At 36.6% G+C, this 23293-nt stretch carries 17 protein-coding genes; 13 read left to right on the top strand and 4 right to left on the bottom strand.

Features of this window, described 5'->3' with window-relative positions:
* Positions 1 to 244: 244 nt before the first annotated feature.
* The 7 genes from ACHZAX_RS19520 to ACHZAX_RS19490 all read left to right on the top strand — a co-directional run bounded on the left by ACHZAX_RS19520 (position 245) and on the right by ACHZAX_RS19490 (position 14498).
* Entirely contained in the window at positions 245 to 1204 is a 960-nt protein-coding gene (locus ACHZAX_RS19520) for a methionyl-tRNA formyltransferase (protein WP_101311237.1), read from the top strand.
* 30 nt (positions 1205 to 1234) lie between these two features.
* Entirely contained in the window at positions 1235 to 1795 is a 561-nt protein-coding gene (locus ACHZAX_RS19515; protein WP_101311236.1) for a phage tail protein, read from the top strand.
* A 131-nt stretch (positions 1796 to 1926) separates the two neighbouring features.
* Positions 1927 to 2475: a phage tail protein gene (locus ACHZAX_RS19510; protein ID WP_320020252.1), complete on the top strand. Its 549-nt coding sequence runs from the start codon at positions 1927 to 1929 to the stop codon at positions 2473 to 2475.
* A gap of 12 nt (positions 2476 to 2487) precedes the next feature.
* Positions 2488 to 3039 carry a phage tail protein gene (locus ACHZAX_RS19505; RefSeq protein WP_218973159.1) on the top strand — a complete coding sequence of 184 codons (552 nt, stop codon included), beginning with the start codon at positions 2488 to 2490 and terminating at the stop codon, positions 3037 to 3039.
* 122 nt (positions 3040 to 3161) lie between these two features.
* Positions 3162 to 11357 (top strand): cadherin domain-containing protein, encoded by an 8196-nt coding sequence (locus ACHZAX_RS19500; protein WP_320020251.1) that lies wholly within the window; start codon positions 3162 to 3164, stop codon positions 11355 to 11357.
* Between the two features lie 234 nt (positions 11358 to 11591).
* Complete coding sequence (gene deoC / locus ACHZAX_RS19495) at positions 11592 to 12491, top strand: deoxyribose-phosphate aldolase (protein WP_101311800.1); 900 nt, start codon at positions 11592 to 11594, stop codon at positions 12489 to 12491.
* A gap of 99 nt (positions 12492 to 12590) precedes the next feature.
* Positions 12591 to 14498 carry a PAS domain-containing protein gene (locus ACHZAX_RS19490; protein ID WP_320020250.1) on the top strand — a complete coding sequence of 636 codons (1908 nt, stop codon included), beginning with the start codon at positions 12591 to 12593 and terminating at the stop codon, positions 14496 to 14498.
* 5 nt (positions 14499 to 14503) lie between these two features.
* Here the strand turns inward: ACHZAX_RS19490 and ACHZAX_RS19485 are convergent, their stop codons facing one another.
* A complete protein-coding gene (locus tag ACHZAX_RS19485; RefSeq protein WP_101311802.1) occupies positions 14504 to 15490 on the bottom strand; it encodes a polyprenyl synthetase family protein in 987 nt (328 codons plus the stop codon).
* Between the two features lie 203 nt (positions 15491 to 15693).
* On the opposite strand from ACHZAX_RS19485, the gene ACHZAX_RS19480 reads away from it, so the two are divergent.
* The 6 genes from ACHZAX_RS19480 (at position 15694) to ACHZAX_RS19455 (ending at position 20529) form a co-directional block, all read left to right on the top strand.
* Positions 15694 to 15993, top strand: a complete 300-nt coding sequence (locus tag ACHZAX_RS19480) for an ArsR/SmtB family transcription factor (protein WP_101311803.1) — start codon at positions 15694 to 15696, stop codon at positions 15991 to 15993.
* Positions 15994 to 16042: 49 nt separating this feature from the next.
* A complete protein-coding gene (locus tag ACHZAX_RS19475) occupies positions 16043 to 16489 on the top strand; it encodes a 6-pyruvoyl trahydropterin synthase family protein (RefSeq protein ID WP_320020249.1) in 447 nt (148 codons plus the stop codon).
* Positions 16490 to 16645: 156 nt separating this feature from the next.
* A complete protein-coding gene (gene polA, locus ACHZAX_RS19470) occupies positions 16646 to 19420 on the top strand; it encodes a DNA polymerase I (RefSeq protein ID WP_320020248.1) in 2775 nt (924 codons plus the stop codon).
* Positions 19421 to 19535: 115 nt separating this feature from the next.
* Entirely contained in the window at positions 19536 to 20030 is a 495-nt protein-coding gene (locus tag ACHZAX_RS19465) for a BRO family protein (protein ID WP_320020247.1), read from the top strand.
* Positions 20031 to 20073: 43 nt separating this feature from the next.
* Complete coding sequence (locus ACHZAX_RS19460; protein WP_320020246.1) at positions 20074 to 20373, top strand: hypothetical protein; 300 nt, start codon at positions 20074 to 20076, stop codon at positions 20371 to 20373.
* Positions 20374 to 20379: 6 nt separating this feature from the next.
* Positions 20380 to 20529 (top strand): DNA polymerase, encoded by a 150-nt coding sequence (locus tag ACHZAX_RS19455; protein ID WP_320020245.1) that lies wholly within the window; start codon positions 20380 to 20382, stop codon positions 20527 to 20529.
* 96 nt (positions 20530 to 20625) lie between these two features.
* On the opposite strand, the gene ACHZAX_RS19450 is transcribed toward ACHZAX_RS19455, so the two are convergent.
* From ACHZAX_RS19450 to rnpA, 3 genes are all read right to left on the bottom strand, one after another.
* The gene (locus ACHZAX_RS19450; protein WP_320020244.1) at positions 20626 to 22311 is read right to left on the bottom strand and encodes a S41 family peptidase; all 1686 of its coding nucleotides are present in this window, start codon (positions 22309 to 22311) and stop codon (positions 20626 to 20628) included.
* Between the two features lie 286 nt (positions 22312 to 22597).
* Positions 22598 to 22795, bottom strand: a complete 198-nt coding sequence (gene yidD / locus ACHZAX_RS19445) for a membrane protein insertion efficiency factor YidD (protein WP_231610292.1) — start codon at positions 22793 to 22795, stop codon at positions 22598 to 22600.
* Positions 22779 to 23216 carry a ribonuclease P protein component gene (gene rnpA, locus ACHZAX_RS19440; RefSeq protein WP_101311683.1) on the bottom strand — a complete coding sequence of 146 codons (438 nt, stop codon included), beginning with the start codon at positions 23214 to 23216 and terminating at the stop codon, positions 22779 to 22781. The genes yidD and rnpA overlap by 17 nt, the downstream gene beginning before the upstream one ends.
* Between the last annotated feature and the right edge of the window lie 77 nt (positions 23217 to 23293).

Genomic DNA, 23293 nt, shown 5'->3' with positions numbered 1-23293 from the left:
ATGGTTTTATGATATTTTTGCAAATGTTAATGGAATTAATTAAATTGACCAATCAAATGATAATATTGCGTTATGATACACGGACAATCGCAAAGGATAAATTTATTTTTTAGGAGAGAGAGCATGGAATTATTGGATAAGGAATTGTTTTCGAATTAAGCTTTAAGAAGATTATACTTATCATAGATATTATTTAACGGTGTTTTAACTATTTTAATTCTTCTCTTTTAACTCATTTGTGATAATGAAAATATTAGTTTGTTGTAATTCGGATTTATTAGCTTTTCCTACTATTCTACAACTTAAAAAGATGGGAGTATTAGTTGGCGTTTGTATTCCTGAAAAGAGCAAGCGTTTTTTATTGCCTCCATTAGAGATGATGGATTTAAATGTAGAATTAATCTGTTTATCACGAAATAGTTGGGTAAATACTATTGAAAATTTTCTTAAGAACAATCAGGTTGATAGTGTTTGGGTTTTAACTTTTCCTTGGTTTTTTCCTAAGAGTGTATTGGAATTATTAGATTATGGATTTGTTAATTTTCATTTTGGGCTTTTACCTCAATATAAGGGGAATGATCCTATTTTCTGGCAATTTAAAAATAAGGAAGTTAATGGGGGGGTAACCATTCACTACATAAATGAGGATATAGATGAAGGTCCAGTGATATTGCAGGAGAAAATTCCAATTATACCTGGAGAGACTTACGGCTTGCACAGTCAGCGTCTTGGTTTACACAATACAACTTTAATAAATAAGGTAATAAGGAAGCAAGTAGCAGAAGAGTTTTCTTCACTAGTATTAGAGTTTGATGGCATTGTTTACTCAAAAAAACCAGATGAGAAGGATTTAATAATTGACTGGGAAAATCAAACATCAGATGATATCGAGTATTTGGTAAATGCTTCAAATCCTAAATATGGAGGTGCAAAGACTACAATTAATGGTCTTGAACTGTTCATTTTAGAGGTTGCCCCTGTTGATATGGAACAAAAGATTATAGCAAATCCCGGACAAATTATACATGCGGATGCAATTTATGGACTGATTGTTTATTGTTCTGATGACAGATGCATTAGGATCACAGTTACTCATACAAGAGAGGGCTTTTTGTCTGGAGTAAAACTATTCAATATGGGAATAAGAACGGGAAATGCTTTCGGAAGACCAGTTGATCGTTTAGAAACAATTGATTTAATATAGGAATGGAATATTAATCTTAAAACTTAAATTATGGATGACGGATATTTAGGAGAAATCAGACTATTTGCGGGGAACTTTGCACCTCGTGGATGGCATTATTGCGATGGTTCTTTGTTACCAATAGCTGACAATGATGCTCTTTTCTCACTTTTGGGAACAGTTTACGGAGGAGATGGGAGATCAACTTTTGGTTTGCCTGATTTTCGTGGGCGTATTCCTGTAGGAGTAGGAACTGGGCCAGGCCTTACAGAACGTTGGCTTGGACAAATATCAGGTATGGAAATATCAACCTTAACAGTTGATAGCTTGCCCAGTCATACCCATTCATTAAAAGCTGTTGGAACAGAAGGAAATGAACAACAACCTGAAGATGCCGTATTTGCATTGTCTTATGGACAGTTCCAGCAAGAAGGTAGTACTTATACCGGACAAAATACAAATTTCACAAAAAGCACAACTAATTTAGAACCAATGAACCCAAAATCTGTAGGGAATGCAGGTGGTAGTACACAACATTATAATGTACAGCCTTTTTTGGGGATAAATTATGTTATTTGTTTACAGGGACTTTACCCCTCAAGAAATACTTGATATAAATCCTAAGTCCTTAGCAGATTCAGGAAATGATTGGGACATAGCAATATGCACTCTTATTTCAGTATTAATTATATTATTTGTTTAGATCAATAATACCAACAAGAAATTAATTAAAAAGAAACAATATGGATGATGGATATTTAGGTGAAATCAGATTTTTTGCAGGAAGTTTTGCACCTCGTAATTGGGAGTATTGCACGGGACAGCTACTGCCTATAGCACAAAATCAGGCACTTTATTCTCTTTTAGGTACTTATTATGGAGGTGATGGCAGAGCTAATTTTGCATTGCCAGACTTTAGGGGAAGAACAGGCATAAGTCCTGACAGTAGAGTAGGACTGGATGTGGGAGACATGGGAGGACAGGAAGCCGTAATTCTTGCTACAGAAAATATTCCGGAGCATACTCACGATCTTTATGTTTATAATCAGGAAGGTAATGAAATTGTTCCACAAGATATGGTGATTGCACAACCAATTGGAAGTGTAACTGTAGGAAGAGATACTTATCCAGTTAATTCAGTTTCATATTCCGAAAATATGCAAACTACTATAGATATGAACCAAGGAACTATTTCCTCTGAAGGTGGGGGGAAACCACATAATAATATGCAGCCTTATATAGGAATGAACTATATAATATGTGTTAAAGGTTTATTTCCATCAAGAAATTAAAAAAATAAAATTATGGAAGGATATATAGGAGAAATTAGGTTTTTTGCAGGCAATTTTGCTCCAAGAGGATGGATGTTTTGCGATGGAGAAATGTTAACCATACAAGAGTATACACCTTTATTTGCCATCATTAGTTCCTACTATGGAGGAGATGCAAGAACAAATTTTGCTTTGCCGGATCTTAGGCAAAAAGTTGCAATAGGTACAGGAAGAGGGCCTGGACTAAGTTATTATCAACTGTCTCAAAGAGGTGGTGCTTCTCAGTTGACTCTATCAGAGCAGCAAATGCCTCAACATTCACATACAATGAAAGCAGCTCAGGGAAATGGAGATCTTAATTCTCCTTCAGGGGCTTATCCGGCAGCTTCAAACGGTGTGATTACAGCAGGTAGAGATAGTTATACTTATCAAAATGCAGCGTATTCAAATCAAACGCCTAATACTCAAATGAATGGCGCAGCTATTGGAGAGGCAGGTCAAAGTATACCTCATAATAACATGCAACCATATTTGGCATGTAATTATATTATATGTGTTAATGGTTTATTTCCATCAAGAAATTAATAGTTATTATTTTATGATGTAATTCACATATAGTAAAGAACTTATGAAGTAAGGTCTTAAGGCTGTTTAGCTTTAAGACCTGCTCTGTTGAAATGAGTATTAAAGATTAAAATCCAGGGGTTATGAAAAATTTATACAAAAGATTTATTGTTTTTTTTGCCATTTTGACTTCTTTTCTGGAGTATGGCCAATATATTTATGCTTCTACTGAGCAAAAAAACAAATCAGAGGTCGTCTTTGTCTTTACCTCAGTAGTTGATTACCAAACCTTAGTTGAGGGAATAAGTAATCAGGCGGAGGTACTGCTAATTGATTCAAATTTGAATGGTTTGGATCAAATGGCCGAATTTCTGAAAGGAAAGAGTGGTGTGAATGCAATTCATATTATTTCTCACGGAAATAAAGGGGTAGTTAATTTGGGAGCAGTTTCCTTAAATAACAATAATATTGATAATTATTCTGATCAACTGTTAACTATAGGGAATACTCTTTCTGAAACCGGTGATATTTTAATTTATGGATGTAATGTTGCTGGCGGAAGCTTTGGAAATAAATTTATACAGCATTTAAGTGAATTGACAAAAGCAGATATTGCCGCTTCAAATGATTTAACAGGGAATGTAAATTTGGGAGGAAATTGGGATCTGGAGGTACAAACAGGACCATTGAACAATAATAAATATTTATTAGATGAAGTTCAAAAAACATATAACTGGGTATTAACTACAACTGGTACAGCAGATGGAACTTATGATTTTGGTACTTTAGGAGTTGCTGACTCGGGTGGTTCAGGTTTTAAAACACAGGGAGATAAATTTAAGGTTAGTAATGCTTTTGAGTCTTGGAGTACAGTTATCTATTTGGAAGATACTAAAACTGCAACGGTTGTGATCAAAGCGGAGGGAGGCACAACAATGAAGACCGCGACAGTTAAAGATTTAACAGTTGGCTCAGCAGGGCTTACATGGACCGTATCACAATTTGATATAACTCTTAAAGACTATTCGGGAAGTGTGATTGCGACTCACTCTTTGTCAGGAAGTGAGTCTATTGGTACAGGAACCGATTATAAAATAAGTGATTTTGGTTTTTCATCAGCCTGGCCAGCGGCAGGTTATGCTAATGTAGCAGAAATAAGTATTACATATGATCTTAATAGTTCAAGTTCAAACTTTGAATTTAGAAGTATTACCCTTGCTGATATATCAAATACAGCCAGCTTAAATACAAAACCTACAGCTTCTTCTTTCACAGCTTCGCCAATTTATGAAAATACAGCTTATGCTTTTTCAACTTCAGATTTTAGTTATTCTGATGGTGATGGTGATCCTCTTGATCATGTTAGGATTACAGCAGTTCCAAGTAATGGAACTTTATGGATTGATAGTGATGGAAGTGGAACTGTGAATGGAGGTGAATCGGCTTTAAGCAACAACGTAACAGTTTCAAAAGCTGATTTAGATTCAGGAAAATTAAAATATTTGAATACAAACGGAACATCATCGAGTTTTACATTTGATGTAAACGATGGAACAGACTATAGCGCTTCGACATATACAGCAACATTAACGGTTACTCCAGAGCCAATAGTTATCTTAAGTTTGGATCCTTCTTCTTCTATTTCAGAGAACGGAGGAAGTACTTCTGTTAAAGCTACCCTTTCAAATACATTTAATAAGACTGTAAGTGTAAATTTATTAAAATCTGGGACTACATCAGGGACGGATTATTCCTTGTCTTCTACAACCATATCTATAACTACCGGAAATACTACAGGTACTGCTACAATAACCGGAGTGAATGATGATTTGGATGAAAATAATGAAACTGTAATTATCGATATTTCTTCTGTGACAAATGGTACTGAACCGGGTACACAACAGGTTACCTGTACTTTAATAGATGATGATAATACTCCAGTTGTAACAGCCTCTCAGAGTTTTAGCATTGCAGAAAATATCGCAAACTCAGGAGCCGTAGGAACAGTAGTTGCAACAGACGGCGATGCAGGAACATCGTTCTCATCCTGGACAGAAACAGGAGGAACCGGCGCCTCCATTTTTGAGATCAATGCCTCCAGCGGAGCAATCACCGTAACCGATAACTCAGGAATAGATTATGAAACAACAACCTCATACACATACACCGTAACAGTTTCCGACGGAACCAACACTTCAGCCGCAGAAACGATAACAATCAATATCACAGATATAAATGATGTCACTCCAGTTGTAACAGCCTCCCAGAGTTTTAGCATTGCGGAAAATATTGCAAACTCAGGAGCCGTAGGAACAGTACTAGCGACAGACGGCGATGCAGGAACATCTTTCTCATCCTGGACAGAAACCGGAGGAACCGGTGCCTCCATCTTTGAGATCAACGCATCAAGCGGCGCAATCACCGTAACCGATAACTCAGGTATAGATTATGAAACAACAACCTCATACACATACACCGTAACAGTTTCCGACGGAACCAACACTTCAGCCGCAGAAACGATAACAATCAATATCACAGATATAAATGATGTCACTCCAGTTGTAACAGCCTCTCAGAGTTTTGATATTGCAGAAAATATTGCAAACTCAGGAGCCGTAGGAACAGTACTTGCAACAGACGGCGATGCAGGAACATCTTTCTCATCCTGGACAGAAACCGGAGGAACCGGCGCATCCATTTTTGAGATCAATGCCTCCAGCGGCGCAATCACCGTAACCGATAACTCAGGTATAGATTATGAAGCAACAACCTCATACACATACACCGTAACAGTTTCCGACGGCATAAACACTTCAGCATCCGAGACAATTACAATCAATATCACAGATGTCAATGATGTAGCTCCGATAGTGACAGCTTCACAAACATTTACTATTGATGAAGATGCTTCAAATACAACATCAGTAGGAACCGTTTTGGCCACCGACGGAGATGCAGCAGCCACGGTTTTTAGCAGCTGGACAATTACAGCAGGCAATACAAACAGTGTATTTGCCATCAACTCATCAACAGGTGAAATTACAGTTAATGATGCGAATGAACTGGATTACGAATCAATCACAAGTTACAGCTTGAGCATCACAGTTTCAGATGGAGTTAACACTTCAGCAGGAGAAACAGTAACAGTTGATGTGAACGCAATAAACGACAACACTCCAGTTGTAACAGCCTCTCAGAGTTTTAGCATTGCAGAAAATATTGCAAACTCAGGAGCCGTAGGAACAGTACTTGCAACAGACGGCGATGCAGGAACATCTTTCTCATCCTGGACAGAAACAGGAGGAACCGGCGCCTCCATCTTTGAGATCAACGCATCAAGCGGCGCAATCACCGTAACCGATAACTCAGGAATAGATTATGAAACAACAACCTCATACACATACACCGTAACAGTTTCCGACGGAACCAACACATCAGCATCCGAGACGATAACAATCAATATCACAGATATAAATGATGTCACTCCAGTTGTAACAGCCTCACAGAGTTTTAGCATTGCAGAAAATATTGCAAACTCAGGAGCCGTAGGAACAGTACTTGCAACAGACGGCGATGCAGGAACATCTTTCTCATCCTGGACAGAAACCGGAGGAACCGGCGCATCCATCTTTGAGATCAATGCCTCCAGCGGAGCAATCACCGTAACCGATAACTCAGGTATAGATTATGAAACAACAACCTCATACACATACACCGTAACAGTTTCCGACGGCATAAACACTTCAGCATCCGAGACAATTACAATCAATATCACAGATGTCAATGATGTAGCTCCGATAGTGACAGCTTCACAAACATTTACTATTGATGAAGATGCTTCAAATACAACATCAGTAGGAACCGTTTTGGCCACCGACGGAGATGCAGCAGCCACGGTTTTTAGCAGCTGGACAATTACAGCAGGCAATACAAACAGTGTATTTGCCATCAACTCATCAACAGGTGAAATTACAGTTAATGATGCGAATGAACTGGATTACGAATCAATCACAAGTTACAGCTTGAGCATCACAGTTTCAGATGGAGTTAACACTTCAGCAGGAGAAACAGTAACAGTTGATGTGAACGCAATAAACGACAACACTCCAGTTGTAACAGCCTCTCAGAGTTTTAGCATTGCAGAAAATATTGCAAACTCAGGAGCCGTAGGAACAGTACTTGCAACAGACGGCGATGCAGGAACATCTTTCTCATCCTGGACAGAAACAGGAGGAACCGGCGCCTCCATCTTTGAGATCAACGCATCAAGCGGCGCAATCACCGTAACCGATAACTCAGGAATAGATTATGAAACAACAACCTCATACACATACACCGTAACAGTTTCCGACGGAACCAACACATCAGCATCCGAGACGATAACAATCAATATCACAGATATAAATGATGTCACTCCAGTTGTAACAGCCTCACAGAGTTTTAGCATTGCAGAAAATATTGCAAACTCAGGAGCCGTAGGAACAGTACTTGCAACAGACGGCGATGCAGGAACATCTTTCTCATCCTGGACAGAAACCGGAGGAACCGGCGCATCCATCTTTGAGATCAATGCCTCCAGCGGCGCAATCACCGTAACCGATAACTCAGGTATAGATTATGAAACAACAACCTCATACACATACACCGTAACAGTTTCCGACGGCATAAACACTTCAGCATCCGAGACAATTACAATCAATATCACAGATGTCAATGATGTAGCTCCGATAGTGACAGCTTCACAAACATTTACTATTGATGAAGATGCTTCAAATACAACATCAGTAGGAACCGTTTTGGCCACCGACGGAGATGCAACAGCAACTACATTTAGCAGCTGGACAATTACAGCAGGCAATACAAACAGTGTATTTGCCATGAACTCATCAACAGGTGAAATTACAGTTAATGATGCGAATGAACTGGATTATGAATCAATCACAAGTTACAGCTTGAGCATCACAGTTTCAGATGGAGTTAACACTTCAGCAGCAGAAACTGTAACAGTTGATGTGAACGATATTAATGATGAGATTCCAGTATTTACATCTGCATCGGCAATAAATATTGATGAGAATACTACAAATGTCATTACTTTAACTGCAACAGATGGTGATGTAGGAACAACTTTTACATTTAATAAAATTGGAGGAGATGATCAGGCTTTATTTACTATTAATTCATCAACAGGAGCGGTAGCTTTCACTTCTGCTCCAGATTATGAAACCCCATTAGATATAAATGCTGATAATGATTATATAGTTCAGGTATCTGTTTCAGATGGATTAAATTCCAGTACTCAGACGATCACTGTTTCGGTTGATAACGTAACAGGGATAACTATTACTTCAAATGGTGGAGGTGCAACAGCCGGCATTTCAATTCCAGAAAACAGCACTTCAATAGCTACGGTAACATCAATAAATGAGGGCGTTGAAATTCCTTCGTACTCAATAGTTGGAGGAGCTGATCAAGCCAAATTTAATATTCACCCAACTTCAGGAGTTTTAACTTTATTGTCTGCACCGGATTACGAATCTGCACAAGATGCAGGTGGCAACAATTCATATGAAGTTATTGCTAGAGCTACCGGAGATGGTGGAGCAACAGATGATCAAACAATTACAGTTACAATTACCGATGTCAATGATATTGCTCCTGTTATTACAGCCTCCCAGAGTTTTAGTATTGCAGAAAATATCGCAAACTCAGGAGCCGTAGGAACAGTACTTGCAACAGACGGCGATGCAGGAACATCTTTCTCATCCTGGACAGAAACAGGAGGAACCGGCGCATCCATTTTTGAGATCAATGCCTCCAGCGGCGCAATCACCGTAACCGATAACTCAGGTATAGATTATGAAACAACAACCTCATACACATACACCGTAACAGTTTCCGACGGAACCAACACTTCAGCCGCAGAAACGATAACAATCAATATCACAGATATAAATGATGTCACTCCAGTTGTAACAGCCTCTCAGAGTTTTGATATTGCAGAAAATATTGCAAACTCAGGAGCCGTAGGAACAGTACTTGCAACAGACGGCGATGCAGGAACATCTTTCTCATCCTGGACAGAAACCGGAGGAACCGGCGCATCCATTTTTGAGATCAATGCCTCCAGCGGCGCAATCACCGTAACCGATAACTCAGGTATAGATTATGAAGCAACAACCTCATACACATACACCGTAACAGTTTCCGACGGCATAAACACTTCAGCATCCGAGACAATTACAATCAATATCACAGATGTCAATGATGTAGCTCCGATAGTGACAGCTTCACAAACATTTACTATTGATGAAGATGCTTCAAATACAACATCAGTAGGAACCGTTTTGGCCACCGACGGAGATGCAACAGCCACGGTTTTTAGCAGCTGGACAATTACAGCAGGCAATACAAACAGTGTATTTGCCATCAACTCATCAACAGGTGAAATTACAGTTAATGATGCGAATGAACTGGATTACGAATCAATCACAAGTTACAGCTTGAGCATCACAGTTTCAGATGGAGTTAACACTTCAGCCGCAGAAACGATAACAATCAATATCACAGATATAAATGATGTCACTCCAGTTGTAACAGCCTCACAGAGTTTTAGCATTGCAGAAAATATTGCAAACTCAGGAGCTGTAGGAACAGTACTTGCAACAGACGGCGATGCAGGAACATCTTTCTCATCCTGGACAGAAACAGGAGGAACCGGCGCCTCCATCTTTGAGATCAACGCATCAAGCGGCGCAATCACCGTAACCGATAACTCAGGTATAGATTATGAAACAACAACCTCATACACATACACCGTATCAGTTTCCGACGGAACCAACACTTCAACAGCAGAGACGATAACAATCAATATCACAGATATAAATGATGTCACTCCAGTTGTAACAGCCTCCCAGAGTTTTAGCATTGCAGAAAATATTGCAAACTCAGGAGCCGTAGGAACAGTACTTGCAACAGACAGCGATGCAGGAACATCTTTCTCATCCTGGACAGAAACCGGAGGAACCGGCGCATCCATTTTTGAGATCAATGCCTCCAGCGGAGCAATCACCGTAACCGATAACTCAGGTATAGATTATGAAACAACAACCTCATACACATACACCGTAACAGTTTCCGACGGAACCAACACTTCAGCCGCAGAGACGATAACAATCAATATCACAGATGTCAATGATGTAGTCCCGATAGTGACAGCTTCACAAACATTTACTATTGATGAAGATGCTTCAAATACAACATCAGTAGGAACCGTTTTGGTCACCGATGGAGATGCAACAGCAACTACATTTAGCAGCTGGACAATTACAGCAGGCAATACTGACGGCATATTTGCTGTTAATTCGACCACCGGAGAGATCACGGTGACAGATAATACAAATTTGGATTACGAGACAACAACAAGTTACTCGTTAGCAGTTACTGTAAGCGATGGAACAAATACTAGTTCTGCCGAAATAGTAATAATTAATATCAATGATAGTAACGAAAATGCCCCAACAGCTATTCAATTGTCAAATACCACAATTGCCGAGAATTCTGCCATTGGAACAGAAGTGGGAATATTAACAGCCAGCGACGCTGATGTTAATGAGACATTCACATTTAATCTGGCAGAGAACGGGTATTTCGAATTGGATGGAGACAGGATTGTTTCGAAAGAGATATTTAATTATGAAGATTATATTAGCTATTCATTAAAAGTAACAGTTACTGATCAAGGCGGATTAAGTTATAACGACAGGTTTACGATTCATATTGAGAATCAAAATGAAACTCCGGAATTTTTATCAGAACCAGTTGTTCAAGCAACTGTGGGTGATATGTATGTTTATAATATGAAGTATGAGGATGTTGATGAGGATGGATGTATTATATCAGTTATTGAAAAACCAAATTGGTTAAGTGTGGAGGATCATGGAAATGGATCTTGTACATTAAGCGGAATACCGACTGAAATAGGTAATTTTAATGTAATACTAGAAGCTTCAGATGATGAATTTTCGGTAAAACAAGAATTTGAAATTACAGTTGAAACAGTTACAGGAATTGATGATGTTTCAGGAAAACTAAGCGTTCGTGTCTATCCAAATCCTGTTATTCATGAATTGCATATCGATCTATCTGATTTTAGAAATGATGAGACTACAATTTCATTGTTCAGCATGACAGGAAGCTTGATATTTAAGGAAGAGCATAAAAATATTGGTGGAGAAGTAAGAATTATTAAATCGGTTCAGCAATTACGAAGTGGCGCTTATTTTTTGGTTATTGAATCGGAAGGATACCGAAAAAGCTACAAGATTGTTAAGCAATAAAGAAGTACAATTTTAATAGTAGTTAGCCAAAGTCATCATTGCGATGATTTTGGCTTTCTGATTTTAGGCTGGCTAAGTTCTAATAAATTAACATAGTAGAAATAGGGGATGAGGGAAAAATATCTTAATTTCGTAACCTTAAAGACAATATTCTGACTAATAGAAGTTTAGATTATTGATGGAAAAATCAGCGAATAAAGATTCGCAACTGGTTACTAATTATTTACATACATTATGGAGAAAGACATTTTAGAAATCTTAAAATCATACGATCTTAAGATTAGCGATGCAGAAGTAAAAGCAAATGTCAAATCAATTTTGGACAGAGACTATGAAACTTTGTACACAATTGAGAATCTGAAGAAGAATTTTTCTTTTATAGATTTAACGACACTGAACTCTACAGACACGCACGCAAAGGCTAAAAGTTTTGCTGACAATGTAAATAACTTCCAGAATGATTTTGACATGCCAAATGTGGCAGCTATCTGCGTGTATCCGTATCAGGTGTCAACATTGAATGAAAACTTAAAAGCTGAGGGCGTTAGAATTGCTTCTGTAGCAGGTGTTTTCCCATCTTCTCAATCATTTATAGAAGTTAAAGCATTGGAATGTAAAATGGCTGTTGAAAAAGGAGCTGACGATATTGATATAGTGATATCGATAGGAGCCTTTTTAGAAGGGCATTATCAAACGGTGTTTGATGAAATTGCAATTCAAAAAGAAGCTTGTGGTAAGGCACATTTAAAAGTTATACTGGAAACAGGAGAACTTAAAACGGCAGAAAATATTCGTACTGCATCTATTATTGCAATGGAAGCTGGTGCTGATTTCATTAAAACTTCCACCGGTAAGGTGGCTGTGAATGCAACTTTAGAAGCTGCTTATGTCATGACTCAGGCAATTAAAGAGTATTTTAACAGGACAGGAAAGATGATTGGTTTTAAACCTGCTGGAGGAATATCTACAGCTAAGGATGCCATTGAATTTTATGCAGTTTCAAAAAATAATTTAGGAGAGGAATGGTTAAATAACAAATGGTCAAGAATAGGAGCATCCAGTTTGGCAAATGCATTATTAACAGAGATTCATAAACTGGAAACCGGTGATCCAAAAGAAATAAAGTATTTTTAAAATGCTTATTTATTAACTTATAAGTCGGATTATTTCCGACTTTTTTTATTTACTTGCAATAAATTTATTTAACATCACCATTTAAATGTTTATTTGTACATGTACAATGAATCCCATGATCCTTTGAAAATTAGAATTCAAGAGCTGGAAAATGAAATTGAACGATTGCGTGAGCTAATTCCTCAGGAATACAGTACAGAGGAACACAATCAATCTAAATCTTTAATTAATGGTAAAGATTCAGTTTCGGTAATTGATACAAATTTCACTTTAATTGAGGTGAATGAAAAACTCTTAAAAGGAGCAGATTTAAAACGATCTGAATTAATTGGTACGAAATGCTATAATATTTTTTATGGGTTAGATAAACCTTGTGAAGAATGTGTTGTTCCGCAGATTCTGGAAAGTCGGGAGCCAAATAGTTTTCTAAAATCAAACCTGGAGAATAATAAGATCAGGTTCGAAGAAAAATATCTTTCACCTATTTTAAATAAGAAAGGATTTGTTGAAAGAATTATTATTCAAAGTAAAGACATTTCAAGTTATTATCATTTGGTAGATCGAATTGGGCAAAGAGAAGAATTCTACAAAAATATCTTTGAATCTGCAGGAGATGCTTTTCTTGTTCATGATGAAAAAGGGAATTTAATTGAATTTAGCTCGCGTTTAAGTGATTTATTAGAGTATTCAGATGAGGAACTGAGTCAATTAAATATCAATAATATTGATGACGCCAGTTGCTCTATGGATTTGCACCTTCGAGTAAAAGAGATGGATCTCACTGGTTTTGCACTTTTTGAGACTTGTTTAATTAGTAAATCTGGCAAAAGAATTTCAGTTGAAGTAAGTGCAAATCTCATTCGTTTTTCGAATACAAAGATCTATTTTGTAGCCATCAGAAATATTGAAAAAAGAAAAATTGCAGAAAATAAGTTGCAGGAGAGTGAGGAGCGGTTCCGGACTTTAGTGGAGAATGCCACAGACTTAATTATGCGGTTTGATATAAATCACAAACATATATTTGTGAATTCGGCTTCTTTACAAATATTAAAAATTAAACCAGAGGAATTTATTGGAAAAACTCATCAGGAAATGGGATTTCCAAAAGATAAATGTGAGTTTTGGGAACAGGGAATAGATATCGCTTTTAAAACAAAGAAGCAGCATTGTGTTGATTTTAGCATCGTTGTTGAAGGCAAAGTTCTTCATTTTGAATGGCAGTTAATTCCTGAATTTAATAGGGCAGGAGAGTGTGAAACATTAATTGCCATAGCTCGTGATATAACGGCAAGAAAACGAAGCGAAGAGGCTTTAAGTGAGGCTGTTAAAACAAAAGATAAATTTTTCTCAATTATTGCACATGATTTAAAAAATCCATTTAATGCCTTACTGCCAATAGCTAAAAATCTGCATCAAAATTGCAGGAAAATGTCAAAGGATCAGATATTTGAAGCTTCTTCAATTATTCATTCAGCAGCTAATTTGGAGTATAATTTATTGAATAACCTCCTGGAGTGGGCCAGATCTCAAATGGGAAAAATAAAACATAACCCCAAGCAAATTGATTTATCAAAATTGATGGAGTCAAATATTCAACTTCATCAAACCAAAACCGATAGGAAAAATATATTTGTAAGGGTAATTAAAGGAGCAAATACTATGGCTTTCGCCGATGAATACATGCTTGATACAGTTATTCGAAATTTATACTCGAATGCCATAAAATTTACCAGGCCCGGCGGCAATATTCAAGTTCGAATTGCACAAAGCGATTCTAAATCAATTATTTCTATTGAAGATGATGGATTAGGAATTAGTGAAGAGAATCAGAAAAGATTGTTTCGGATTGATACAAATTATACAAGAGTAGGAACCTGTGAAGAATCCGGAACGGGTTTAGGATTAATACTTTGTCAAGAGTTTGTTGCTCTGAATAATGGTTCAATATCGCTTGAAAGTGTACCAGAAAAGGGGAGTGTTTTTACCGTTCAGCTACCAATAAACTAAAAGATCTAAACATTTCTGTTAATCGTGTAATCCACCAAGTTGAGTAATGCCTCTCTCGCTTCCGATGAAGGAAATTCATTTAAAATATCCAATGATTTTTGTTTGAATTCAATCATTTTATCCCGGGTATAATCAAGGCCTCCCTTTTCTTTTACGAAAGAGATTAGTTCGTTCACTTTTTCAGAGTTTTTATTGTGTTTGCGAATTATCTTCAGAGCCCAGCGACGTTCTTTTTCAGAAACCCCTCTTAAAACATAAATCAAGGGAAGTGTTAACTTTTTTTCTTTGATATCATTGCCAGTCGGTTTTCCAATACTTCCTTGTTTCTCGTAATCAAACAAATCATCTTTCATCTGAAAAGCAATTCCGAGGTACTCACCGAATTTTTTAAGTTTTTGCTGATCAGCATCATTTGCTTTAGCAGAAATAGCTCCAAGCAGAGTACAGGTTGCCATTAAACTGGCTGTTTTTTTATAGATTATATCAAAATAAATCTCTTCTGTAATGTTTAATTTTCTTGATTTTTCCAATTGAAGTAATTCCCCCTCGCTCATTTCTCTCACGGCTTCCGAAAGAACCTTTAGCTGTTCAAATTCATTGTTGTCAAGAGCAATCAAAAGGCCTTTCGATAGAAGAAAATCTCCAACCAATACAGCAGCTTTGGTTTTCCACAAAGCATTAATTGAGAAAAAGCCTCTTCTTTCGTAAGCTTCATCAACAACATCATCGTGTATTAATGTGGCAGTGTGCAGTAATTGAGTAAGTGCAGCAGCAATGTAGGTAGAATTGCTAATTTTACCGGTAATTTTAGCACTTAAAAAAACAAGAATAGGTCTTATTTCTTTCCCTTTACGTTTGATAATGTAGCGGTTAATGATGTCCAGTAAACGGATCTTTGTCTTCATTGAATCCTTAAAAAAGGACTCAAATTTCTCCATTTCTTGTTTTATCGGAGCTTTTATATCGTTGATACTGGTTTTTTTCAAATTCATAGCAACCAAAGTTAATAATTTATCTTTCTCATAAAACCGTTCCTATTTCAAATAATCGGATTTAAAACTCTAGTATTTATTAAGACTTTAATTAAATTATATACAAAACGAGAAATTTAACTATTTCAATATGTATAATATAGCCTATTTAAGAATATATTCATATATTTGCATTTGATACTTTACGTGAATAATAGTTGTGTATGAAAATTAAAGAATTAGAACCTGCAAAGCTAGAGCAAGCGGCTAACATGCTTAAAGCAATTGCTCATCCAATGAGAATTGCAATTTTAGGATATCTGGAGGATGGAAAGAAGCTTACAGTGACTGAAATTCATGAATTATTAAAAATTGAGCAATCAACAACTTCTCATCATTTGGGAATTTTAAAAGATAAAGGCGTTCTTTCTTCGAAAAGAGAAGGAAAGAATACATATTATTATTTAAAACACTGCAGTCTTAGTAACATTGTTGATTGTATCAGCAATTGTACTCATGGATAAGAAATTCAATAACCAGTTTAGTGCTGGTTTTTTTATACAATGTAAGTAAATGGCAAAAGTAAGATTAACCAAAGAGTTTCATTTCGAAATGGCTCATGCCTTATGGAACTACGATGGACTTTGTAAAAATATTCATGGTCATTCCTATATTTTATTTGTTACAGTAATTGGCGAACCAATAACCGATGTAAATAGTTCGAAATTGGGAATGGTAATGGATTTCGGAGATTTAAAAAAGATTGTTAATGAAGAAATTGTTGACCAGTTGGATCATTCCGTTGTTTTGAGTAAGGCAACTCCAAATCTGGAGCAATTGGATATTGAACAAATGTTTGAGCGTTTTTTTATTACAGATTATCAGCCAACTTGTGAAAACATGATTGTTGATTTTGCTGAAAAAATAAAAATGCGTTTGCCTTGGGATGTGAAACTGCACTCACTAAAATTGCACGAAACAGCCACATCGTTTGCTGAGTGGTATGCAGAAGACAATTAAGTTGAAATAAAAATTATAATTGATAAGCCTGGAACAAACGCCAGGCTTTTTTTGTGTTTATAAAACAAGAAGAGAACTGAGAATAATAGCCTTGAAAATTGTTACAAAGCGATTATCTTGTACTTTTGTTCCAATACAAATTATATTTAAAATCTTATGAACTCAGCAAGTACCAACTTGGGCAAAAAACTATTTTTATTAGATGCTTTTGCCTTGATATACCGATCATATTACGCATTTATTAAAAATCCAAGATTTACTTCAACCGGAATTAATTCTTCGGCCATGCTTGGATTTACCAATACATTATTGGAGGTTCTTGAAAAAGAGAAGCCGTCGCACATTGCAGTGGTTTTTGATCCGGTAGGACCAACTTTTCGTCATGATATGTTTAAGGAGTACAAGGCACAGCGTCCTCCAATGCCCGAAGACTTAAGAAAATCGATTCCTTATATCAAGTCAATTATTCAGGGTTTTAATATTCCGGAATTTGACGTAGAAGGATACGAGGCAGATGATGTAATTGGAACCTTGGCTAAAAAGGCTGAAAAACAAGGCTATACGGTTTATATGATGACTCCGGATAAGGATTATGCGCAATTGGTGAGTGAGAATATTTTCATGTTTAAGCCGAAAAGCAATGGGAAAGAGGTTGAGGTTTGGGGTGTTCCTGAAATTAAAGAAAAGTTTGGCGTAGAGCATCCCGATCAAATTGTTGATTATTTAGGTTTGATGGGAGATGCAGCGGATAATATTCCGGGTTGTCCGGGAATTGGTCCGAAAACGGCTCAAAAACTAATTGAGCTTTATAAAGACATCGATGGTTTGTATCGGAATACCGATAAGCTAAAAGGAAAACAAAAAGAAAGAATTATTGAATCGGAAGAACAAGTTCGGTTTTCAAAAGTGCTGGCAAAAATTGCACTCGATGCTCCAATAGATTTTGATGAAGATAATTTCAAATTGATAGATTATAATGAAGAGGCGTTGAGAGCCGTCTTTAAGGAGTTGGAGTTTTTCACCTTGGCAGAACGGGTTTTTAAAAATCAGGGGAATCTTTTTGCCAATGAGAGTCAAAAATTTGCGGACAAGGATACAGTAGAAGTTAAGGATGTGATTCTAAGAGATATAAGTGGATTGGGTTGCGGTTTTTTTGTGCTTGATAATCAGGCTGTAAGAGCCGATTTAAAAGCTGAATTGTGTGTTCAGAAAGAGTACTCTTTTAGAACAATTTTATCCGGTTCCGACCCAAATACATCAAATCTTCTTGGATTGACCTTTTCGTATCGAAAAGACAAAGCATTTTTTGTTCCTTTTCCTCAAAATTTCGAAGAGGCAAAAAAAGTAGCTCAAGAGTTTAAATTTATTTTCGAAGATGAAAACATTTTAAAAATTGGTCACGATATCAAACGTGATATTTTAATTTTGCGTTGGCATGGAGTTGATGTGAAAGGGCCAATTTTCGACACCATGATTTCTCACTACTTAATTCAACCCGAATTAAAACACGATTTTGGATTTGTCGCTCACTCTATTTTAAATTATCAGGTAATTGACAAAGAGGATAAATCAAAAGGAAAAAAAGCTCAACTAAGCTTGATGTTGGAGCCTGAGGTGATTGAACATGAATCTTATTGTGAGGAAACGGTTCTGAATCTTGGATTGAAAGAAGAGTTGGAGCGTCGTATGAAAGAAAACGACCTGCTTGATTTGTTCTGCAATATTGAAATGCCTTTGGTAAGTATTTTAGCCGATATGGAGTTCACAGGAGTTAGTATAGATGTTCAGACTCTAAAAGACTATGCTCTTGTGCTTAATGAAGAGGTTGATGGAATTGAAAAAGACATTAAAGAAATGGCCGAGGTCGATTTTAATGTAGCTTCACCAAAGCAGTTGGGTGATGTCTTATTTGATAAAATGGGGCTCGACAGCAAAGCTAAAAGAACCAAATCGGGTCAATATTCAACATCCGAAGATGTTCTTTCCAAACTGAAGGATAAGCATGAAATTATTCAAAAAATATTGGATTTTAGATCGCTGAAAAAATTGATTTCCACTTATGTTGAGGCACTTCCGACTTACATTAACGAAAAATCAGGGAAGATTCATACCTCTTTTAATCAGGCCGAAGCTGCAACAGGAAGATTAAGTTCAACCAACCCTAACCTGCAGAATATTCCAATTCGTACCGAGCAGGGCAGATACATCCGAAAAGCATTTGTTCCTTCATCCGAAAATCACACTTTCCTTTCTGCGGATTATTCGCAGGTGGAATTGCGGTTAATGGCTCACATGAGTCAGGATCAGAACATGATTGATGCTTTTAATAATTCGGAAGATTTTCATACAGCCACAGCAGCAAAAATTTACAAGCTTCCAATCGAGGAGGTGAGCAAGGACATGCGAAGCAGAGCAAAAACTGCCAATTTTGGAATTATTTATGGGATTTCGGCCTGGGGACTTGCAGAACGGTTGAATATTAGCCGAACAGAAGGAAAGGAGTTGATTACAGGCTATTTTGAATCTTATCCGGGAGTTAAGCTGTTTATGGATGAAAGTGTGGAGAAAGCCCGTGAAAATGAGTTTGTTGTTACCTTACTGTCCCGCCGAAGATATTTAAAAGATATTAATTCCAGCAACGCAATAGTCCGGGGTGTAGCAGAACGAAATGCTGTTAATGCACCTATTCAGGGATCTGCGGCAGATGTAATCAAAATTGCGATGATCAACATCACCAAAAGAATGAAACGGGAAGGAATGCAATCCAAAATGATTATTCAGGTGCACGATGAATTGAATTTCGATTGTTTGTTGTCTGAATTGGATCAAATGAAGGCAATTTTAAAAGAAGAAATGGAAAATGCCATTCAGCTTTCCGTTCCACTTACCGTGGATATGGGAGTAGGAGAGAACTGGTTGGAAGCGCATTAATAAATAATTTTAAGAAATAATTGGATTTCTGGAATCGAAAGTTTGAGTCTTTTGTTCCAGCATTTTTCATCAATTTTTAACGAGTTAATTATATAATAATTGGTATATTTATGTTATGAAAACATCAATTATACATGAGCTGACAGGTAATTTCGAATCGCATGCTGATAAAACTTATGAAGGTGTTGAGTTTTGGATGGCAAGAGATTTACAGCATCTTTTAGGATATTCGAAATGGGATAATTTTCAGGCTGTTATATCAAAAGCAAAAACGGCTTGTGAGCTATCAGAACAAGAGATTAATGATCATTTTGCCGACGTCGGGAAAACGATACAGATGCCTAAGGGAGCTGAAAGGGAAATATATGATATTATGCTTACTAGGTATGCTTGTTATTTAATTGCCCAAAATGGTGATCCCAGAAAAGAAAAAATAGCTTTTGCACAACGTTATTTTGCTGTTCAAACTAGAAAAGCTGAGCTTATAGAGCAGAAAATGTTGGAGCATGAAAGAGTTCAGGCTAGGGAAAAATTGAAATCAACGGAAAAAGAACTATCGCAGGTAATATTTGAACAAACAGGAGGAAATCAAAATTTTGCATTAATCTAGAAGTAAAGGCGATACTGCATTATTTGGTAGAACCACTCAACAGATGAAAGAAAAGTGGAAGATCAAAAATAAACCTCTTGCTGATTTTATGCCAACTATTTTGCTAAAAGCCAAAGACTTTGCAACAGAAATTACGATTTATAATGCAAAGGAAAATGAAATGAGTAATGAAAGTCAAATATCTATAGAGCATATAACCAATAATAAAACAGTTAGGAATACTTTAATTTCGCGTGGAATTCAACCTGAGAATTTAAATCCTGAGGAGGATATTGACAAAGTTGATAGAAGACTAAAGAGTGATGAAAGAAAAAGTTTGAAAAATCCTAAAAAACTAAAATAGTATTCTTTGCACGATGAATTGAATTTCGATTGTTTGTTGTCTGAATTGGATCAAATGAAGGCAATTTTAAAAGAAGAAATGGAAAATGCTATTCAGCTTTCCGTTCCACTTACCGTGGATATGGGAGTAGGAGAGAACTGGTTGGAAGCGCATTAATAAAAATATCAGAAACTAAAAAAAGGCTGTCCTTTTTTCTTTTTGGACAGCCTCTTTTTTGATATCAATTTAAAAGTAATTTTTAATGTATTCTTTTTACTTATTTAAAGCATGCAAACCGATACTTCCATCTAAAATACCCAGATATTCATTTTTATCTTGAAGCACTTCAATGGCTTTTAAAAGAGTTTTATCCTCTTTTAAACTATATTCGATACCACCATTTTGGTAGTAAAATCTCTTAATAATTTCATGAGCCAGCAAGTCGCTGATTTCATCTTTAAATCGTGTTAAATCGCGATCCAGGTTAGGAGTTAACTTTGCCGTAAGAGCATCAAACTCATTGGTTGAGATATCAAAGTACTTTTCTTCTTTAGCTGATTTTTTAAGAGCATCCAGAATTTCGGTACTTTCCGATTCGTAAACAAACTTCTGTTCTTTAATGTATTGAGAGAATTTTTCAAATTCCTGATCCGAAATTTTAAATTCTTTCGCGTCCGCTATTTTATCATGGCTGTTTGCGTACAAAGTTGCGTAATCAAAAACCAGGAAGTGACGAATCAGGTTAATGCTTAAGCTGCTGTATCTTTCCGATTCAATCTTCAAATCCGGAAGAACACCACCGCCATCATAAACAGACCGCCCATTTTTAGTGTGAAATTCTGTAATTAAAGAATCAGCAATTTTTCCAACACTTCCATCTTCGTTTCTATGGCTGTAATCGAGTGCCTGAATGCATCTTCCACTAGGAATGTAATACTTCGCTGTAGTCACCTTTAATTTGGCGTTGTAGGTCAAATTTCTTGTCGTCTGAACCAATCCTTTACCAAATGTTCTTTCTCCGATTATAATGCCTCTGTCGAGATCCTGAATGGCACCTGAAACAATTTCTGATGCCGACGCCGATCCTCTGTTCACCAACACCGCAATTGGAATTTTGGCATCAAAAGGTGTTTTTGTTGCAGTGTAAGACTTATCCCATTGCGACACTTTTCCTTTGGTACTAACAATATCTTCACCTTTGTCCGCAAACAGGTTCACAATTTCAATTGCCTGATCCAATAAACCTCCCGGGTTACCTCTCAAATCAAGAACAATAGATTTTGCATTTTGTTCTTTAAGCTCTTTTAAAGCAGCTTTAATTTCACCTGAAGCTTTATCTGTAAATTGATTTAAAAGAATGTATCCAATTGAATCAGAAACCATTCCGTAGTAGGGAACTGATTTTAATTGAATGTTTTCACGCACCAATTTCTTCTCCATTGTTTTATCAACACCAGGCCGCATTATTTTAATGGTAAGAGGAACATTCGGTTGTCCTTTTAACAGGCTGCTTACATCGTCAGTACTCTTTTTTGATACCGGTGTACCATTAATTTCAAGCAATACATCACCTGCTTTTAAACCAGCCTTAAAAGCTGGAAATCCCTCGTAAGGTTCTGCAATAATTACTTCATCCTTGTGTTTGCTGATTAATGAACCAATACCGGCATATTCGCCTGTGGTCATCAATTTAAAGTCTTCAATTTCTGATTCAGAAATGTAAGTTGTGTAAGGATCAAGAGTACTTAACATGGCGTCCATACTTTTTTTCACCAAGTCACCCGGATCAATTTCATCTACATAAAACAGATTTAATTCTCTAAATAAAGTATAGTAAATGTTTAAATTTTTGCTAATCTCAAAATTTCTCTCGTCTCTGTTAAACCCCCAGAAAGCTGCACTGCAAAATAGTAACACAGCAAGTAACCAGATGGCTCCCGATTTTTTTCGAAGCTTCATATGTTTTTGTTTAAATTGATACTTAAAATAACTCTCCCCGCAGCCTAGCTTTTGCTATCCCTAACGCACGAATTTACAAATTAGAAGAAATAAAATAATATGTAGGTTAAAACAAATATAATTATTCCCTTATTAAAATAATTGACTTTAACATTTGTTAACCCTACGGCACTTGAATTCAGTGAGAAAAGGGAAATAATAAATGTACTAAGATTTGTATACGCCAGTTTATTAAGAATAGTTCTAAATAATTGAGTGTGAATTTGATTTTTTGCAAAAAAAATGTCTAAGGTACGGGATCGTGGCCGTGTCCGCCCCAGGGATTGCATGAAAATATTCTTTTTACAGCAAGGTAAGTACCTTTAAAGGGGCCGTGTTTTTTAAGAGCCTGAATGGCATAGGTTGAACAGGTAGGATGATACCTGCAGGCAGAAGGGGTAAGGGGTGAAATTGCGTATTGATAAAACCTAATCGGAAGTATCATGATGAACAGAATCACTTTTTTCAGAAAGTTGAGAATGCTTTTCATATTCTTTTGGTAATCTTTTAAGGGCTTTAATCAACTTGTCTTCCATTTCGGAAGTTGTAAGAATTGTTTTAGGCAGATAAACGAGCATAAAAGCAATGTTTATATTGATCGACTCGAGTTCACGATAGAGTTCTCCCTTATTGAGGCGGTAAATTTCACGAATTCTTCTTTTCAACAAGTTTCGGGTAACTGCCTTTTTAAAACTTCGTTTAGATACTGTTATGGCTACCTGTGCCGGAAATTCCGAATTAAGTTTCGCTTCTTTCCATACAACACGAAAAGGGTAACAAATAAATCCTTTTCCCTCTGAAAAAAGCTTTCCAATAAGGATTTTATGAGTCAGTCTTTCCGCCTTTTTAAATGTGAAGCGATTCATATCTACCATATATTACAAAAATCGACAAAAAAAGGGGAATAATTTCCCCTTTTTTTGTTTGATTGGATTTTTAGAGA

Origin of the sequence: Labilibaculum manganireducens (genome assembly GCF_963665805.2) — a bacterium.
Taxonomy (GTDB): domain Bacteria; phylum Bacteroidota; class Bacteroidia; order Bacteroidales; family Marinifilaceae; genus Labilibaculum; species Labilibaculum manganireducens.
This window is presented reverse-complemented; position numbering and strand designations above follow the sequence as displayed.

Bases quoted from the DNA above. Each gene is read 5' to 3' on its own strand.
- ACHZAX_RS19520 (WP_101311237.1), top strand. From the start codon at position 245: ATGAAAATATTAGTTTGTTGTAATTCGGATTTATTAGCTTTTCCTACT.
- ACHZAX_RS19515 (WP_101311236.1), top strand. From the start codon at position 1,235: ATGGATGACGGATATTTAGGAGAAATCAGACTATTTGCGGGGAACTTT.
- ACHZAX_RS19510 (WP_320020252.1), top strand. From the start codon at position 1,927: ATGGATGATGGATATTTAGGTGAAATCAGATTTTTTGCAGGAAGTTTT.
- ACHZAX_RS19505 (WP_218973159.1), top strand. From the start codon at position 2,488: ATGGAAGGATATATAGGAGAAATTAGGTTTTTTGCAGGCAATTTTGCT.
- ACHZAX_RS19500 (WP_320020251.1), top strand. From the start codon at position 3,162: ATGAAAAATTTATACAAAAGATTTATTGTTTTTTTTGCCATTTTGACT.
- deoC (WP_101311800.1), top strand. From the start codon at position 11,592: ATGGAGAAAGACATTTTAGAAATCTTAAAATCATACGATCTTAAGATT.
- ACHZAX_RS19490 (WP_320020250.1), top strand. From the start codon at position 12,591: ATGTACAATGAATCCCATGATCCTTTGAAAATTAGAATTCAAGAGCTG.
- ACHZAX_RS19485 (WP_101311802.1), bottom strand. From the start codon at position 15,490: ATGAATTTGAAAAAAACCAGTATCAACGATATAAAAGCTCCGATAAAA.
- ACHZAX_RS19480 (WP_101311803.1), top strand. From the start codon at position 15,694: ATGAAAATTAAAGAATTAGAACCTGCAAAGCTAGAGCAAGCGGCTAAC.
- ACHZAX_RS19475 (WP_320020249.1), top strand. From the start codon at position 16,043: ATGGCAAAAGTAAGATTAACCAAAGAGTTTCATTTCGAAATGGCTCAT.
- polA (WP_320020248.1), top strand. From the start codon at position 16,646: ATGAACTCAGCAAGTACCAACTTGGGCAAAAAACTATTTTTATTAGAT.
- ACHZAX_RS19465 (WP_320020247.1), top strand. From the start codon at position 19,536: ATGAAAACATCAATTATACATGAGCTGACAGGTAATTTCGAATCGCAT.
- ACHZAX_RS19460 (WP_320020246.1), top strand. From the start codon at position 20,074: ATGAAAGAAAAGTGGAAGATCAAAAATAAACCTCTTGCTGATTTTATG.
- ACHZAX_RS19450 (WP_320020244.1), bottom strand. From the start codon at position 22,311: ATGAAGCTTCGAAAAAAATCGGGAGCCATCTGGTTACTTGCTGTGTTA.
- yidD (WP_231610292.1), bottom strand. From the start codon at position 22,795: ATGATACTTCCGATTAGGTTTTATCAATACGCAATTTCACCCCTTACC.
- rnpA (WP_101311683.1), bottom strand. From the start codon at position 23,216: ATGAATCGCTTCACATTTAAAAAGGCGGAAAGACTGACTCATAAAATC.